This window comes from uncultured Psychrobacter sp., assembly GCF_947488565.1.
Classification (GTDB): domain Bacteria; phylum Pseudomonadota; class Gammaproteobacteria; order Pseudomonadales; family Moraxellaceae; genus Psychrobacter; species Psychrobacter saeujeotis.
In genome coordinates this window covers 198507-214249 of record NZ_CANKZC010000002.1, presented here as the reverse complement: position 1 = coordinate 214249, position 15743 = coordinate 198507, and the positions used below count along the sequence as shown (strand labels likewise).

Annotated in this window: 9 protein-coding genes; 3 read left to right on the top strand and 6 right to left on the bottom strand. The window is 43.7% G+C overall.

Annotated features, from left to right (window positions below):
• Nucleotides 1–456: 456 nt before the first annotated feature.
• Both secA and Q0890_RS05130 read left to right on the top strand, forming a co-directional pair.
• Nucleotides 457–3285 carry a preprotein translocase subunit SecA gene (gene secA / locus Q0890_RS05135; RefSeq protein ID WP_299218306.1) on the top strand — a complete coding sequence of 943 codons (2829 nt, stop codon included), beginning with the start codon at nucleotides 457–459 and terminating at the stop codon, nucleotides 3283–3285.
• Between the two features lie 220 nt (nucleotides 3286–3505).
• Nucleotides 3506–4039: a hypothetical protein gene (locus Q0890_RS05130; RefSeq protein WP_299218304.1), complete on the top strand. Its 534-nt coding sequence runs from the start codon at nucleotides 3506–3508 to the stop codon at nucleotides 4037–4039.
• Nucleotides 4040–4162: 123 nt separating this feature from the next.
• Here the strand turns inward: Q0890_RS05130 and Q0890_RS05125 are convergent, their stop codons facing one another.
• From Q0890_RS05125 to Q0890_RS05105, 5 genes are all read right to left on the bottom strand, one after another.
• Nucleotides 4163–4807, bottom strand: coding sequence for a YsnF/AvaK domain-containing protein (locus tag Q0890_RS05125; protein ID WP_299218302.1), 645 nt, complete (start codon nucleotides 4805–4807; stop codon nucleotides 4163–4165).
• 194 nt (nucleotides 4808–5001) lie between these two features.
• Nucleotides 5002–5850 carry a PRC and DUF2382 domain-containing protein gene (locus Q0890_RS05120; RefSeq protein WP_299218301.1) on the bottom strand — a complete coding sequence of 283 codons (849 nt, stop codon included), beginning with the start codon at nucleotides 5848–5850 and terminating at the stop codon, nucleotides 5002–5004.
• Nucleotides 5851–6385: 535 nt separating this feature from the next.
• Complete coding sequence (locus Q0890_RS05115) at nucleotides 6386–7567, bottom strand: thiolase family protein (RefSeq protein ID WP_299218299.1); 1182 nt, start codon at nucleotides 7565–7567, stop codon at nucleotides 6386–6388.
• Nucleotides 7568–7730: 163 nt separating this feature from the next.
• Nucleotides 7731–9077: a homoserine dehydrogenase gene (locus tag Q0890_RS05110; RefSeq protein WP_299218297.1), complete on the bottom strand. Its 1347-nt coding sequence runs from the start codon at nucleotides 9075–9077 to the stop codon at nucleotides 7731–7733.
• A 179-nt stretch (nucleotides 9078–9256) separates the two neighbouring features.
• Nucleotides 9257–10123 carry a DsbC family protein gene (locus tag Q0890_RS05105; RefSeq protein WP_299218295.1) on the bottom strand — a complete coding sequence of 289 codons (867 nt, stop codon included), beginning with the start codon at nucleotides 10121–10123 and terminating at the stop codon, nucleotides 9257–9259.
• Nucleotides 10124–10529: 406 nt separating this feature from the next.
• Between Q0890_RS05105 and Q0890_RS05100 the strand changes: the two genes are divergently transcribed.
• Entirely contained in the window at nucleotides 10530–11450 is a 921-nt protein-coding gene (locus Q0890_RS05100; RefSeq protein ID WP_299218293.1) for a DUF808 domain-containing protein, read from the top strand.
• Nucleotides 11451–11592: 142 nt separating this feature from the next.
• Here the strand turns inward: Q0890_RS05100 and Q0890_RS05095 are convergent, their stop codons facing one another.
• Nucleotides 11593–15573, bottom strand: coding sequence for an Rne/Rng family ribonuclease (locus Q0890_RS05095; RefSeq protein WP_299218291.1), 3981 nt, complete (start codon nucleotides 15571–15573; stop codon nucleotides 11593–11595).
• Nucleotides 15574–15743 lie beyond the last annotated feature (170 nt).

Genomic DNA, 15743 nt, shown 5'->3' with positions numbered 1-15743 from the left:
TTATATTGCTTGGCTTAAATATTGCTGATAAAAGGTATAGAGTTGGGTACAGGGTGTTTAGCTATAGGGCGCTTGTCGGTAGCCAAATATTTACCATTTTAACATGACCTGCCGCGTTTCAGCGCTGGCAAATATCCGCCGGTTGCCCTTGTATTCATCCGCGCCATAACCATATATAATGACGGCACATTTTATTGGCGATGCTTCATCAGATAGTACTGGGTCGGATGATGATAGGACGGCGATTAAAGCTTTGGCTACTATAGTCGATGTATTTTATAAGCGCATAGTGCTATTAAAACATGGGTTTTTGGTACGAAGACACGCTTGCAAGCAATGCACAACGACAACTTATATCTATCATAAGTGACCATGAATTTGGCGTCACTTATCGATTTTGTGTTGTGCTGACTATATTTACGCTAATTATCGAATATTTCCATAGGTTAAAAAATTATGTTATCAAAGATTGTAGGCAGTGTGGTTGGCACCAAAAATGACCGCGAACTAAAACGTATGCGTAAGGTGGTCACCAAGATTAATGCCCAAGAGGCTGGCGTGCAAGCTCTGTCTGATGAACAATTACAACAAAAAACAGAAGCGTTCAAAGCGCGCTTTCAAAAAGGTGAGAGCCTAGATGCGCTATTGCCTGAAGCGTTTGCCGTCTGCCGTGAAGCGTCACTGCGGGTCAATGGTATGCGTCACTATGATGTGCAGCTGATCGGTGGTATCACCTTGCACGAAGGCAAAATCGCTGAGATGAAGACCGGTGAGGGTAAAACCTTGATGGCGACCTTGGCGATTTATCTAAACGCTATTAGTAGTAAAGGTGTCCACGTGGTCACGGTCAACGATTACTTGGCCGCTCGTGATGCGGACTTGAACCGTCCATTATTTAACTTTTTGGGTTTGACGGTTGGGGTGATTTACTCACAGCAGCCAGCACAAGAAAAAGTCGATGCTTATCAAGCGGACATCACTTATGGTACCAATAACGAGTACGGTTTTGATTATCTGCGTGACAATATGGTCTTTAGTCTCAGCGAGAAAAAGCAGCGCCCGCTGAACTTTTGTATCATTGATGAGATCGACTCTATTTTAATCGATGAGGCGCGTACGCCTTTGATCATCTCAGGTCAAGCCGAAGATTCATCACGGATGTATGCACTGATTAATACTATTATTCCGGTGCTTGTGCGCTCAAAAGATGAAGAAGCCAATAAGAATAATGAAGATGAAGACTTTTGGATTGATGAAAAAAACCGTCAAATCGAAATCAGCGAAAAAGGCTACGAAAAGATTGAGAGTTTCTTAATCGAAGTAGGCGAGCTTGGTGAAAACGAAAGTCTGTATAGTCCAAGCCGTCTGCCACTGTTAGCTCACGTACAAGCGGCTATTCGTGCCCATCATATATTTGTCAAAAACGTGCACTATATCGTCGATGAAGGCGAAGTGGTCATCGTTGATGAAAATACGGGTCGTACGATGCCAGGTCGTCGCTGGTCAGAAGGGCTGCATCAAGCGGTTGAAGCCAAAGAAAACGTCGAGATTCAAGCCGAAAACCAGACGCTTGCAACCACAACTTTCCAGAATTTTTTCCGTTTATACGACAAGCTATCAGGTATGACTGGTACTGCCGATACCGAAGCGGCAGAGTTTAAGTCGACGTACGATTTGGAAGTGATCGTCATCCCAACCCATAAGCCCATTGCGCGGGTTGATATGGATGATCAGATATTTTTGACCAAACTCGGCAAATACAAAGGCATTATTCGCGAGATTAAAGAGATACAAGATAAGGGCGCGCCCGTCCTAGTCGGTACAGCGACGATTGAAGCCAGCGAAGAGCTGTCTTACTTGCTAGATCAAGAAGGCGTGAAACATAACGTCCTAAATGCCAAGCAGCATGAGCGTGAAGCTGACATCATCGCGCAGGCAGGTAGCCCAAAATCCGTGACTATTGCAACCAACATGGCAGGCCGTGGTACCGATATCATCTTGGGTGGTAACTGGCAGTCATTTATTGAAGACATAGACTCAGTCAGTGCTGATGAGATGCAACGCCTAAAAGCCCAATGGCAAGTCAAGCACGATCAAGTGGTCGCCGCGGGTGGTTTGCATATCATCGGCTCTGAGCGCCACGAGTCTCGTCGTATTGATAACCAGTTACGTGGCCGTGCCGGTCGTCAGGGTGACCCTGGTATGTCGCGCTTTTTCTTATCGCTTGAAGACGATCTCATGCGTATCTTTGCTGGTGATCGCGTGGTCAATATGATGCGTGCTATGGGTCTCAAAGAAGACGAAGCTATCGAACATAAGATGGTATCGAAGTCGATTGAAAACGCTCAGGGCAAGGTTGAGAGCCGAGATTTTGATGCGCGTAAAAACTTGCTAAAATATGATGATGTGGCCAATGAGCAGCGTAAAGTTATTTATGCTCAGCGTGATGATTTGCTCGATGATATGGATTTACTGGATGCCATCGAAGTGATGCATCATGAAGTCTATAACGCCATGATTAATCAGTTTATCCCGCCAGGTTCTGTCGATGATCAGTGGAATGTTGATGGATTAGAAGATGAGCTTGAAGAAGAGTTCAAAGTCTACATGCCACTCAATGATTGGCTCGATGAAGACCGTCGTCTTGATGAAGAGGGCCTGCGAGCAAAAATTATCGAAACAGCACTAGCGCATTATCATGGTCGCCGTGAACAAATGGGTGAGCAAAGCGCCGCCCAGCTAGAGCGTCACTTTATGCTCCAAAGCCTTGATAAGCATTGGAAAGAGCATTTAACACAGATGGATCAGCTACGTAAAGGCATTCACTTGCGTGGCTATGCACAAAAGAACCCTGAACAAGAATATAAGCGTGAGTCGTTTGAGTTGTTTCAGATGATGTTGGGCGCTATCAAATCAGAGACAGTGCAAGATTTGTCGCGTGTCCATATTCCAACTAAAGAAGAGTTAGAAGCACTAGAAGCGCAGCAACGTGCAGATGCTGAGCGCATGAAAATGCAGTTCGAGCATAACGATGTCGATAACTTATCAGGTGAACCGCAGCCAACGCCGCGCCCTCAAAACCAAGGTGAACGGGCAAACGGTCAGATGCGTGTCAACCTTGCTGGAGGCGTAGCAGCAGGCGCAAGTGCAAGTGCAGGAGTCAGTATTCCTGATGATGCAAGTGATGCTGAACCAAACCCGTATGCCGGTATGAATATCAGCCGTAACGCGCCTTGTCCTTGTGGTTCTAGTCTAAAATATAAACAATGCCATGGGAAAATCTAACGCCAAAAACTATACTTAATTGCGTATTTTAATTACCTATCCCTGTTAGCAGCGATAGGTATTTTTATGCAAAAACATTGGCTACCTAACGTAGGCTATGGATAGGCCCGTATGATTATCAAATAAGAATTTTGATAATTTGTCATGACTGTTTACAAATTCAACATAGGCGAAGATAGGCGGACACGCTATAGTATTTACCATAACAATTTGGGAGACAATGATGAATCTAGGACAATTAAAACAATTACGTATGACGGCCTTGATGACAGGTTTACTCGCTAGTGCGATTAGTATCAGTGCTTGTCAGCAGCAGCAAGAACCAGAGCCGAGCCTAGAGGATAGCATCAACGCTGAAGAGTCAGTACCAATGTCGGCTGATCCAGCAGACCCTAGTGATACCGTCGTCGCGACCGAGGATGCTTCGTTAAATGAAGTACAGGATGATACTATTGCCAATGTTAATACTGATCTGACTCAAATAACTTATTTGTGTACACCTGCTTTAAAAGTTGAAGCGACTTATAAAGATGAAACCAATCAAGTGGTTATCGGTACTGATATGGGTACAGTTACATTGATGCAAACCAACGAAGGCACCAACCCTGAAGTATTTGAAGTTGATACAGCTATGGATGGTGGTCGAGGTTTTACTCAGTGGCGCGTAGCACACGAAGAGCGTGCAACAGGTATCATACGTACGGCAGGTGAAGACGAGACGGATATCAGCACTTACGAGTGTAATAAGACCTAAGTATTAATAGCCGTATACTTTAGTTCTGTCATAAAAAAAGCAACGTTCACGTTGCTTTTTTTATATTCTAACTTTCCACTTTAACACGCTTATTTTTAATAAATAAGTTTGCTTCGGGTAGGACTAGTCTTTACGAACCCGAGAAGTTTCGTGCTCTAAAAACCCTTCCTCGGTTACATCTAGTTCTTCGTGTTGTAGCTCAACTTGGATACTGTCTGTATGCGTGTGCGTGGTCTTATTGACTTCGATTTCTTGAATAGCATAAGTATCTTTTGTAATGGTTGCCACTTGACGTGATAAAACGATCTCGATAGGAGCATCGCCAACCTCTATTTGTTTACCATTGATAGTGACTACCGCCTTACTATCTAATGATGGCTCAACATGGCGCAAAATGTCTTTTTCATCATAGTTACCTGATAGCAGATCTTGGCTTTCAGCATCGTTGTACTCAGTGCGAATTGTGACATACTCTTCTACCAGCTCAATGGGCACTTCAATAGACTTGGTACGGGTATGCTTAGTCACTGTCACTTTACCGACGTCTAAGCGTTCCTTGTTGATCACTGGACGCTCTTCTAGTAGTTCTAAACGGTTACTAATAGCACTGCTATCCGTAGTATGCGGCGCTGCCAGTTTATTCTCTCCTGCATGATCCTCTAGCTTTGCCGTAGACGCTGATAGCGATGTCGTACCCGCTCGTTGGTTTTCGCTTTCGTTTGCACTATATTTATTATTGGTCTCTTTTTTGTGGTTAGTATTCATCATTACGTTCCTTATTGTTGGCAAGTATTTTACTAATATAATTAGATAACAATATATAAGCCTATGATTCATAGGAAAGACATAAAAAAAGGCCAGAGACAAACTCTGACCTTAATTCGCTAAGGATGATCACTTAGCTATATATTCACGCTACCTAATCGCAATTATCATATTAGGATAAACGATAGATCAGAATATTACATACCACGTGCGCTACGTACATCTTCAGCAGTAATACCATCACGGTCTACGATGTTACCTTCACGGTCAACAACATTACCATCACGGTCAATATCTAGCTCTTCACGCTGAATAGTTTCTACGATAGTTTCAGTGTGACGTTCAGTAGTTTTACCGACATTAACTTCTTCTGAAACATAAGTCTCTTTGTTAACACGAGCACGTTCAGCTTCTAGTTCAACTTCGATAGTCTCATTACCAGTCACATCACCAATGCGACGCTCTGATGGACGATCTACAGTAGTACGTTGAATGTTGGCATGCTCTTCTTCAAGATCAACTTCCACATTACGCTCTTCAGTCACCACATGTTTACCGACTTTTACTAAACCTGCAACAATGCGATCTTTATTAACTGTCAAACGCTCTTCTAGTAGCTCTAGTGTGGTTGGTGCATCATAAGCATGATCGGCAACTTCCATACGCTCTTCTGCTGGTACAGTGTCAGCTACAAATGCTTGACGATCTTTTTCGTACTGCTCTTTATAGCTATACTGATAATCATGATCATACTCTTCCATGGCATCAGCTTGTGCTTTGGTTAAGCTATCAAAGAACACATCATCACCAACAATACGTGCTAAACCCGCTGGTACTAAAACTTCTTTTGAGCTAAACCAGCCGCCTGCATCAACGATTAGATAGCGAATACGGCCAGTAGTATCTTCTACTAGTGCGCCATCGATCTTACCGATTTTTTCTTCATTGACACCGTAAGCAGTTTTGCCTGTTGGGTCATAATAGTCATCACCGATAAGGTCACGATGAGTTGCTTGGATGTCTTGTAAGCGAATTAGTTGGCTCATTATTGTCTTCCTTTTATATGAGTAAATGATTTTTAATAAAAAATAGTAGCGTTAAAATATAACGCTAATGATAAATGTATCGTCGAATAAGCCAGCGTATACTGACCCTTCCTCTACTTCATTATTTGCAGCTATAAGTATCGACTACGATAAACATTAGTAGAAAAATAAAATCTACTAGTAACAACTGATACTCAAACAGTAGCTGCTTTAACTTGTAACTATCGTAGCATCACGATTTTGCTTGAGATATATAAGCAAGGTAGCAAAATGTGCAACTGACGTAATGGCGTGTAATAGGCTGTAAGCAACATAACATCGATGGGGTATAAGTTAACGCATTTTTACACTGATAAATATTTGCTATATTTTTACCTACTTTAGACACAAAAAAACCGCACTATTAGTCCATAGTGCGGTTATAAGTACGTTAGCGCTAAATAGTTATATGACTAGACGCAATTAAATAGTATGTTTAGCAATGATACATATATCCCGTAACGTCATCATGAAAAATTTTAGCGAGGTCTTTAAGTTAAGCCAGTTCAATAGCTACTGCGACCGCTTCACCGCCACCGATACATAAGGTTGCAATGCCTTTTTTGCCACCAGTGCGCTGCAATGAATTGATAAGCGTGACCAAAATACGCGCGCCTGAGCAACCTACAGGATGACCTAAAGCGCAAGCACCACCTTCGATATTGACTTTGGCATGGTCAATGTTCACTGCATCCATAGTTGCCATGGTGACCATCGCAAAGGCTTCGTTGATTTCCCAAAGATCGACATCTTCAACTGACCAATCTGCATTGGCCAATACTTTTTCGATCGCACCAATCGGAGCAATGGTAAATTCACTTGGATGACGTGAGTTAGAGGCAGTCGCAATAATACGAGCTTGGTAGTCTAGACCTTCAGACTGCGCTTGTGACTCTTTCATCATCACGACAGCAGCAGCACCGTCTGAGATTGAGCTGGCATTAGCGGCAGTAATAGTGCCTTCTTTAGCGAACGCAGGACGTAGATTAGGGATACGATCTGCATTAGAAAGACCTGGCTCTTCGTCATCCTCAACCGTTTGTTCGCCTTTACGAGTCTCAAAAGTGACAGGCTCAATCTCGTTTTTGAAATGACCATCTTTAATCGCAGTCAACGCACGATTTAGTGATTCGATTGCAAACTCATCCATTTGTTCACGCGTATAGCCTTTTTCATCGGCCATCTCTTGCGCAAACTGACCCATCAAGCGACCAGTCTCTGCATCTTCTAAACCATCTAAGAACATATGGTCTTTGACTTCTTTATGCCCCATACGATAGCCACCACGTGCCCCTGGCATAATATATGGCGCATTAGTCATCGACTCCATACCACCAGCGACAGCCACATTAAAGCTACCTGCTTTGATACCATCATGCGCCTGCATAACCGCTTTTAGACCCGAACCACAAAGTTTGTTGATCGTCACGGCGCCAGTCTTATCAGGTAGACCTGCCTGACGCATGGCTTGACGAGCAGGGCCTTGACCCAATCCAGCGGTCAAGATACATCCCATAATGACTTCATCAATATTGTCACTGCTCACACCTGAACGTTCAACGGCTGCTTTGATAGCTGTCGCACCTAACTCTGTAGCACTGACATCTTTTAAAGCGCCTTGAAAACTGCCCATTGGCGTACGCGCACCATTAATAATTACAATTGCATCGTTCGACATCGTTATTCTGCCTTATTTACCTGTTTCAAATTAAAACTCAGCGCTTTAGATGAACACTGTGCCTTACTAATCGTTAATCAAGAATCATTATTATAATGTGCATTGTTAAGATAAAAATCAAGGTTTACTAAGATAACTCACTGGTCACTACCGTTTTATATCATCAGGCCAATTCGTCTAGGCGGATACGGACGACTTTGTCAGCAACAGCAGTCAACTTTTCGATCTTTTCAATCGCCAGATTCATCTGACTTTCAATGACTGGTAACGTCAAAATAATGACAGGTACTTGTCCAAGTTTGTGAGCAGGTTTTTGTAAAATAGCGTCGATATTGATACCAGCATCACTCAAGATGCGAGTGATATCCGCCAATACGCCTGGGTTGTCATAAGCGTGTACACGCAAATAATAGCCTGTTATCATCTGCTCGGCGCGTAAGACAAGCGTATCACTGAGCTCTTCCGGCATAAACGCCAAATGAGGCACATGATTACTGTGCTCGCTATGACTGCTACGATCGTTGGGGCCTAGTACACGTACAAGATCCATGACATCTGCCATTACTGCAGAGGCGGTAGCGCCTGCACCTGCGCCATCACCACAATACAGCGTTTGTCCTAGAGGATGCGAGTTCACCAGTACCGCGTTTTTTACCCCATTCACATTGGCAAGTAAAGCGTCTTGCGGGATCAATGTTGGATGTACACGTAGTTCAATGCCAGCACTGCCTTGTAGACCATCTTCACTGCTCCGGCGAACAGCAAAGCCCAAATGCTTGATACGATAGCCCAGCTCTTCAGCATAGTTGACGTCTTGTAGCGTAATACCAGTGATACCTTCGCAATATACTTTGTCAAACTGTAATGGAATGCCAAAGGCAATGGAGGCGAGTAGAGCAAGCTTGTGAGCAGCATCAATACCTTCAACATCAAATGTTGGGTCTGCCTCAGCATAGCCAAGCTCCTGAGCTTCTGCTAAAACGTCTTTAAATGGACGACCTTTATCACGCATCTCAGTCATAATGAAGTTACCAGTACCGTTGATGATACCAGCTAACCAATCTATTTTATTGGCGGCAAGTGCTTCGCGCATGACCTTGATAATAGGAATACCACCTGCCACTGCTGCCTCATAAGCCACGTGCATATGATTGGCTTCCGCCAACGCAAATATCTCATTGCCATGCTCAGCAAGTAACGCCTTGTTGGCTGTAACGACGTGTTTGCCATTCTTAATGGCGTGCATAATAATGTCTTTGGCAAGAGTTGTACCACCAATGACTTCGATGACAATATCGACGTTGTCACTGGCAGCAATTGCCATCAAATCATCGTTTTGGACGATACTAGGGTCGATATCATCACGCTGACGACGTGTACCAACTTCGGTAATAATAATGTCGCGTCCACTACGACGTTTAAGCTCAGCTAAGTTATCATTGATCAGATTGACCACGCCAGTACCGACGGTACCTAGGCCAAGTATCGCTAGTTTGATGGATTTACTCACAGTATCCTCAGAAAATTAAATGATAGTAAATTATATAAGATGAAAACATGGCTCTTGTAACGTTAACTATTACCAATAAAGCCATGTTTATATAGCATCTCACCGTATCATACCGACAAGCAATTGTGACGTCTACCTAAGCTGACTGTCGCTAAAGCCGATGATATTATAGTAGGCGATTAGCTGGCATCGATCGCTGTTTGTGCCAATTGTTTAGCTGGCAGATAACCACCGATCTGCTGACCAGATTCAGTAAAGATGGCAGGCGTTCCGCGTACACCAAGGCGAGCGCCCAATTCTATTTGCTCTTTTACTGGACTCTCACAGCTAGGAGCCATGACATTGGCGCCTGATTTTGCCTGATTCATAGCCGCAACGCGATCTTCACTACACCAAATGGCTTCCATTTTGGGAATGCTTCCTTCGCTACGAGGCCAAGCTAGGTAACGAACCTCAATCCCTAGCGCATTAAGCTCATCCATTTCTGAATGCAATTTAGTGCAGTAAGGACAATCAGCATCGGTAAAAGAGTACACTACTGACTTAGTCTCGCCTTTAGCTGGATAAATGATCATGTCTTTTTTGTCTACAGCTTTGAGCGCCTCTTGCGCAGTGCGAGCAACTAACGCACCACTAATATCGACAGGTTCGCCTTGTCCGACAGAGATGATCTGACCTTGAATGATATGTTTGCCTGACTTATCAGTAAAAAATGCTGGCAACCCTTCAGCGGTTACCCAATAAATACCATCCATCTCTGTCGGTACTGCGGAGACAATTTTTTCGTCGATACCAGACGCTCCTAGGTTCGATTGCAACGCTGTAACGACCGATTGATCACTATCGACAGCAGGTTTGGAGGTGCTGGTTGTACTACTTGCCTTTGTGCTACTTACCACATTGGTCTTGCTGGTAGTATCGGCAGTATTGTTCGAGCAGCCTGTCGCCACAGTAACTAGTAGCGCACCAATAATGGCATGAGAGAGTTGACGACGATTAAACATGCTAGCAGACTTTAGGCTAGTAGATACAGAGGGTAAGGACATACGGCATTTCCTATAAACGGACGCGCTTGATCATGATTGTAATAAAAACTCAATATAAAAACAGACGATATAAGTCTCTTTATTCATGAGCAGTCAAACGAATAAACTTTAAGCTACAATACTCTGGCTATGATGACGAATCATCTCAATTATAAAGTAAGCAGTGAGTCATAACATAAATAGTGATAAAGTGCCATATACTAACATATTTTTATAAATCACAGGCAAAACCAAAACTTACTTAACTAATAATTTGGTGATGAGTGAACAAAAAAGTAAAATAAGCTACATTCCTACTATTTTATATATTGCAGTAGCTCAGTAGGCTACAGTGAATAAGACATATCAATATGATCAACTTTAATATCTATTAACCATTTGAGCGATTTTACGCTAAGGAGAGAGCATGGCAGGTGCCAGTTTATTAACCCTACTTGATGATATCAGTGTGATATTAGATGATGTTTCAGTAATGACTAAGGTTGCGGCCAAAAAGACCGCTGGTGTATTGGGTGACGATCTTGCGCTAAACGCTGAGCAAGTTACCGGTGTCAAAGCCAATCGCGAGTTGCCAGTTGTTTGGGCGGTAGCAAAAGGTTCCTTTGTTAATAAACTTATTTTAGTGCCAGCTGCGCTGCTTATCAGTGCCGTTTATCCACCATTGGTAACCTTTTTATTAATGTGCGGTGGCTTATTTTTGGTTTATGAAGGCGCTGAAAAAGTTATTCATAGATTTTGGCCGCATGCTTTACCGCATGATGAAGAACAGAATGCGCGCCGTCTCGCCAATGCCGATGAAACCGTGGATTTGGTGGCGTTCGAAAAAGAAAAAATAAAAGGTGCTATCCGTACAGATTTTATCTTATCAGCAGAGATTATCGTTATTGCTTTAGGGTCGACGGCGAGTGCCACATTGTTAGAGCGTAGTCTGGTACTGTCTATTTTAGCGATTGCTATCACGGTTGGTATCTATGGTTTGGTTGCCGGTATTGTCAAAATAGACGATGCAGGTTTGCATTTAATGGAACAAGAAAGTAGCTTTAAACAAAAACTTGGTAAAGTGATGTTTGCAGCTGCACCAAAACTGATGAAGTTTCTATCTATCGCTGGCACGTTGGCGATGTTCTTAGTGGGCGGCGGTATTTTAGTGCATGGTATCAGTTTTTTACATCATGGAGTAGAGGATCTGGCGGACTTAACCGGCATTTTTGAAAGTGTGACGACAGCGCTGTTAAATGGTTTGATAGGCTTTATTATTGGTGCGGTGGTGGTCGCTATCTTTACGATGGTTAATAAGTTACGCGGTAATGGGGCTTCTGCTCATTGAAGCTTCCTAGCACTAACGCTATTTGGTGACTATATAAACATTAAAAAGCCCCAAAGTTACTGGTAACTTTGGGGCTTTTTAGATTATTGAATATAAGATGACTATAACAGTTGCGTTATAACAATTATATCAGGGCTAATAATCAACTATCGCTACTTGAGTGGTCATTTTCAGACTTTTCAGCTTGCGTAGGCTTTATATGTTCAGACTTTGGTTTACGACTACGCGCTTTTGGCACCTTTGGCGTGGTCAAATTAAACATACCGGTCTGTGGTAGCAGCTGCTCAGCGACACTCTCAATCATGTTTTTATAACTGGCAATAGTCGTCTTTGATTTAGCTGCTTGGCTGTCCTCTTTTGTAGCATCGGTATGCTCAGCAGCTTTGCTATCATCAAGTAACGCCTGATCTGCTTTTAACAGCTGTTCACTCTCAACAGTGATGTCGTCAGCTTGTACTTCACTGGCCAATGCAGCGGCTGCGGTTTCATGAGCATCAACTTGATGGTCATCAGAAATGCTCAATGTGGCCTGCTGTTCTTGAGCACGATAGTCAGGATGCTGCCCACGCGGATCGTTACTAGCACGTTGACCAATAGCCTGCGGTGCGACCGCCGTCTTGCCTTGCGCAGTAGCAAATTGGCTCACTGCTTGAGTCATGGCATCAAACCGAGTTAAGTAATCAGCATCTAAAGGCTGATAACCATAATTACTAAAGTCAAAAGCCTCGTCTTGGCTATCGTCTGTATGACTAGTGTCAATGTTAGTCATGTTAGTCATGTCAGTATGCTGCGTATGTGCTTCGATCGCTTGAATAAAGCAGCTGATAACCCCTTTATCTGCCAAGCGGCTTTGTGCATCTGCTAACGTTGCGTGAATAAACTCACCAACTGTACCGCGAATGGTAGCAGGTGCAGGACTGGCCTGTGTATTAGTCTCAGCGACTGGTGTTGGCCGCTGACGTCGGACGACACGTGGGTCATTGCTTGCTTGACCAAACTTATCAGCAGTCACATAACGAGCGGCAAATAAGGCCTCGTGAGTAAACGCAAGGGCGTTACTACCTTTTGCATCCTCATTTGTACTGCTTCTCACATCAGCTTTATTACCATTTTTAGCCTTATCGTTTTCAGCTGGCTGAGTATCAGCAGCAGATTGTACGCTGCTAGCTTTAGCTGCTTTTGGCTCTAAAGCTACTTTTTGAGCCGATGGCTGAGAGGTTGCCTTAGCATTAGCGACTTCTTTACTTTCTTCAAATGATGATGTGCTATCAGATGAATTATCTTTTGACTCGGCGCTTTGAGCCTTGCTCTCAACTAAGCTTTCAGTAGGTTTAGCGCTACTCGCGGCGGATGATGAGCGATCTTCTGACTTAGATGTTGTCGCAGACTGGTCTTTATGACGCTGTTTGGCAGCCCTGTCTTTGTCATTGACAGTCTGCTGACCAGCTTCTTGCGTATCCATAGCTTTAGACGACGCTTGGCTCGATTTACTGTCGTCCAAAGAAAGATGTACTACTTCTGAAGCCTTGCTCTTAGTCGGCGCTTCGTTGACCTGTAATACTACTTCATTGGGGTCTTGGTCGCGCTGAGCATGCGCCTGTGATTTACCTTTTGCTGTACTAGCAGCAGATTGCTGATTATGCTGCTTGGTATTATCGTCAGCTGTTAAGGTTTGCCCGCGTTCAAGCTTACCGCGTGAGTTGCGCTGGCTATGAGGCTTGCGTTTCGTACGTGACTGCTCGCTCGAAGTACTATCTTCTGTACGCCCATTATCATTTTGATTGTTCTGGCGATTATCTTGACGACTGTCTTGACGATTGCCGTTACGATCATTGGCGCGCTTGTTATCGCGTTCACCTGCATCTTGCGTATCAGACTGTTTATTGTTGCTGGTACTATCTGTACCATTATTTACGCTATCGTTGTCATCGCGCTGATCTTTTCTTTGACGCGATTTAGAAGATTTTGATTTGCGTGACTTGCGCTTTCTTCTATCGTCGCTGTGACTCTCTTTTTTGTCGTTATCAAGCGCACTTTGCTTTGACGATTGAGTGCCACTTTGAGTATTGTTATCGTCTTGCTGACGTGCATTTTGCGGATCATCACTTTGATTTGATGAGCGCTGGCTGTTATCTAACGCTGTACGATCCACTTGCCCAAACGAACCTAAGCTTTGCGCTCCAGTATTGACTAATGCCTCAATAGCTTCAGCGGCATCACGACTACTAACGCTGTTTGCAGTCTGTGCTTGCGGCGCCTGCGCAAACAGATTAGACAGCCAAGCAACGGCTTTTGGCTGCGCAGTAGAGACCTGTTGCTTGCTCTGTGCAATATTGTCTGTGGTAGCACGCGCTGAGGAGACTTGCGTACTTACTTGCGTATTGTCAGTATGCTGATGGTTGTCGGTATTTTTTGGTTCGTTATTTGAGCCATTGTTTCGATGGCTATTTTGGCCTACATTCGATGATGACGCGCGTCCGTTACTTTGATTGCTTGCACGATTGTCTGGGCTACTTTTGTTATCAGCTGATTTACGCGGCTGACGGGTAGGCTGCTGCTCAGGACGTTCTTTTTCTGATGTTTGCCAGTCAACGTCATAACCAAGGTCGCTATGTTCTTGTTGCTGCGTATCGGTGATACGCTCATAGCTCGTCGGTGCAAAACCATCACGATTAAAGTGCAATTTAAAATTGGGTGACTCTAGGTGAGCGTGTGGCAAAATAGTAATACGTGTCCCGCTATCTTGTTCAAGATAAACCAAGCTGTCACGTTTTTCATTTAAGATAAATGCGGCAATATCAGTTGGTACTTCTGCTTGTACTTCACCTTGACGTTCTTTTAGAGCGATTTGCTCGATTTGGCGCATGATAGACAATGATAAAGAGCGCAGATCACGAATCATACCGTTGCCATGACAGCGCGGGCAAATATAGCCGGTAGACTCTTCTAACGATGGGCGTAGACGTTGACGACTCATCTCCATCAAACCAAACTTAGATATCTCTCCGAACTGGACACGAGCGCGGTCATATTTGGTCGCATCAACCAGACGTTTTTCGACTTCTTTTTGGTGCTTATTGTCATTCATGTCAATGAAATCAATGACAATCAAGCCGCCCATATCACGCAGACGCAATTGGCGAGCGATTTCATCAGCTGCTTCTAAGTTGGTATGGTAGGCAGTTTCAGCGACGTCTGAACCTTTAGTAGATTTAGCCGAGTTGATATCGATTGATACCAACGCTTCAGTTTGGTCAATGACGATCGAGCCACCAGATGGCAGGCGTACTTCGCGCTGATAAGCGGTCTCGATCTGTTTTTCGATATTAAAGCGTGCGAACATCGGCTCGTAGTCGGTATATTTACGTAGTTTGTCCGCTTGTGTTGGCATCACTGCATCGATAAATCCTGCCGCTTCAATGTAAGCGTTTTCGTTATCAATCCAAATCTCAGCAATATCATCACGCAGATAATCACGTACTGCACGCGTCACTACACCTGCTTCTTGATGAACCAGACGCGGTGATGGGTATTTTTTATTTTGTTCTTGAATGGCTTGCCAAATATTGAGCAGATGATTTAGGTCATGTTGCAGATCTTCTTGAGTCTTACCAATACCTGCAGTACGAATGATGACACTCATACCTTTAGGTAAATCAAGGTTGGCAAGCATACGCTTCATATCTTCGCGTAATTTGCCCGAGATTTGACGCGAAATACCACCACCACGAGGGTTATTGGGCATCAGTACCAAATAACGACCAGCGAGCGAGACATACGTGGAGAGAGCCGCGCCTTTATTGCCCCGCTCTTCTTTTTCAACTTGGACGATCAGCTCATCGCCTTCTTTGATAAGCTTTTTGATGTTTTCATCACGTGGGTTGCCACTTAAGTATTCGGTAGAGATTTCACGAATAGGCAAAAACCCTTGACGCTGTGAACCGTATTCAACGAATACAGCCTCAAGTGATGGTTCGACACGGGTGACATGACCTTTATAAATGTTGGATTTTTTTTGCTCGCGGGTACGGTTTTCTAAATCAAAATCGTAGAGATGATTGCCTTTACACAAAGCGACACGAATTTCTTCGTTTTGAGTGGCGTTAATCAAAATGCGTTTCATACTATTATCCTATGAGTGCACAGGACAATGACAAGAAGGGCTATTATATTGAGTGGTTCTGAGTAAAAAGTCTAATATCAAGCAGCTTTAATGATAAAAAGCACCAACAGATTATTCAGGCTGCCAAATGGACAGCAAACAACATAAATATAATCAAAGTAAAGTGGCGA

Excerpts from the sequence above, each read along its gene's own strand:
- secA (WP_299218306.1), top strand. The coding sequence starts at position 457 with ATGTTATCAAAGATTGTAGGCAGTGTGGTTGGCACCAAAAATGACCGC.
- Q0890_RS05130 (WP_299218304.1), top strand. The coding sequence starts at position 3,506 with ATGATGAATCTAGGACAATTAAAACAATTACGTATGACGGCCTTGATG.
- Q0890_RS05125 (WP_299218302.1), bottom strand. The coding sequence starts at position 4,807 with ATGATGAATACTAACCACAAAAAAGAGACCAATAATAAATATAGTGCA.
- Q0890_RS05120 (WP_299218301.1), bottom strand. The coding sequence starts at position 5,850 with ATGAGCCAACTAATTCGCTTACAAGACATCCAAGCAACTCATCGTGAC.
- Q0890_RS05115 (WP_299218299.1), bottom strand. The coding sequence starts at position 7,567 with ATGTCGAACGATGCAATTGTAATTATTAATGGTGCGCGTACGCCAATG.
- Q0890_RS05105 (WP_299218295.1), bottom strand. The coding sequence starts at position 10,123 with ATGTCCTTACCCTCTGTATCTACTAGCCTAAAGTCTGCTAGCATGTTT.
- Q0890_RS05100 (WP_299218293.1), top strand. The coding sequence starts at position 10,530 with ATGGCAGGTGCCAGTTTATTAACCCTACTTGATGATATCAGTGTGATA.
- Q0890_RS05095 (WP_299218291.1), bottom strand. The coding sequence starts at position 15,573 with ATGAAACGCATTTTGATTAACGCCACTCAAAACGAAGAAATTCGTGTC.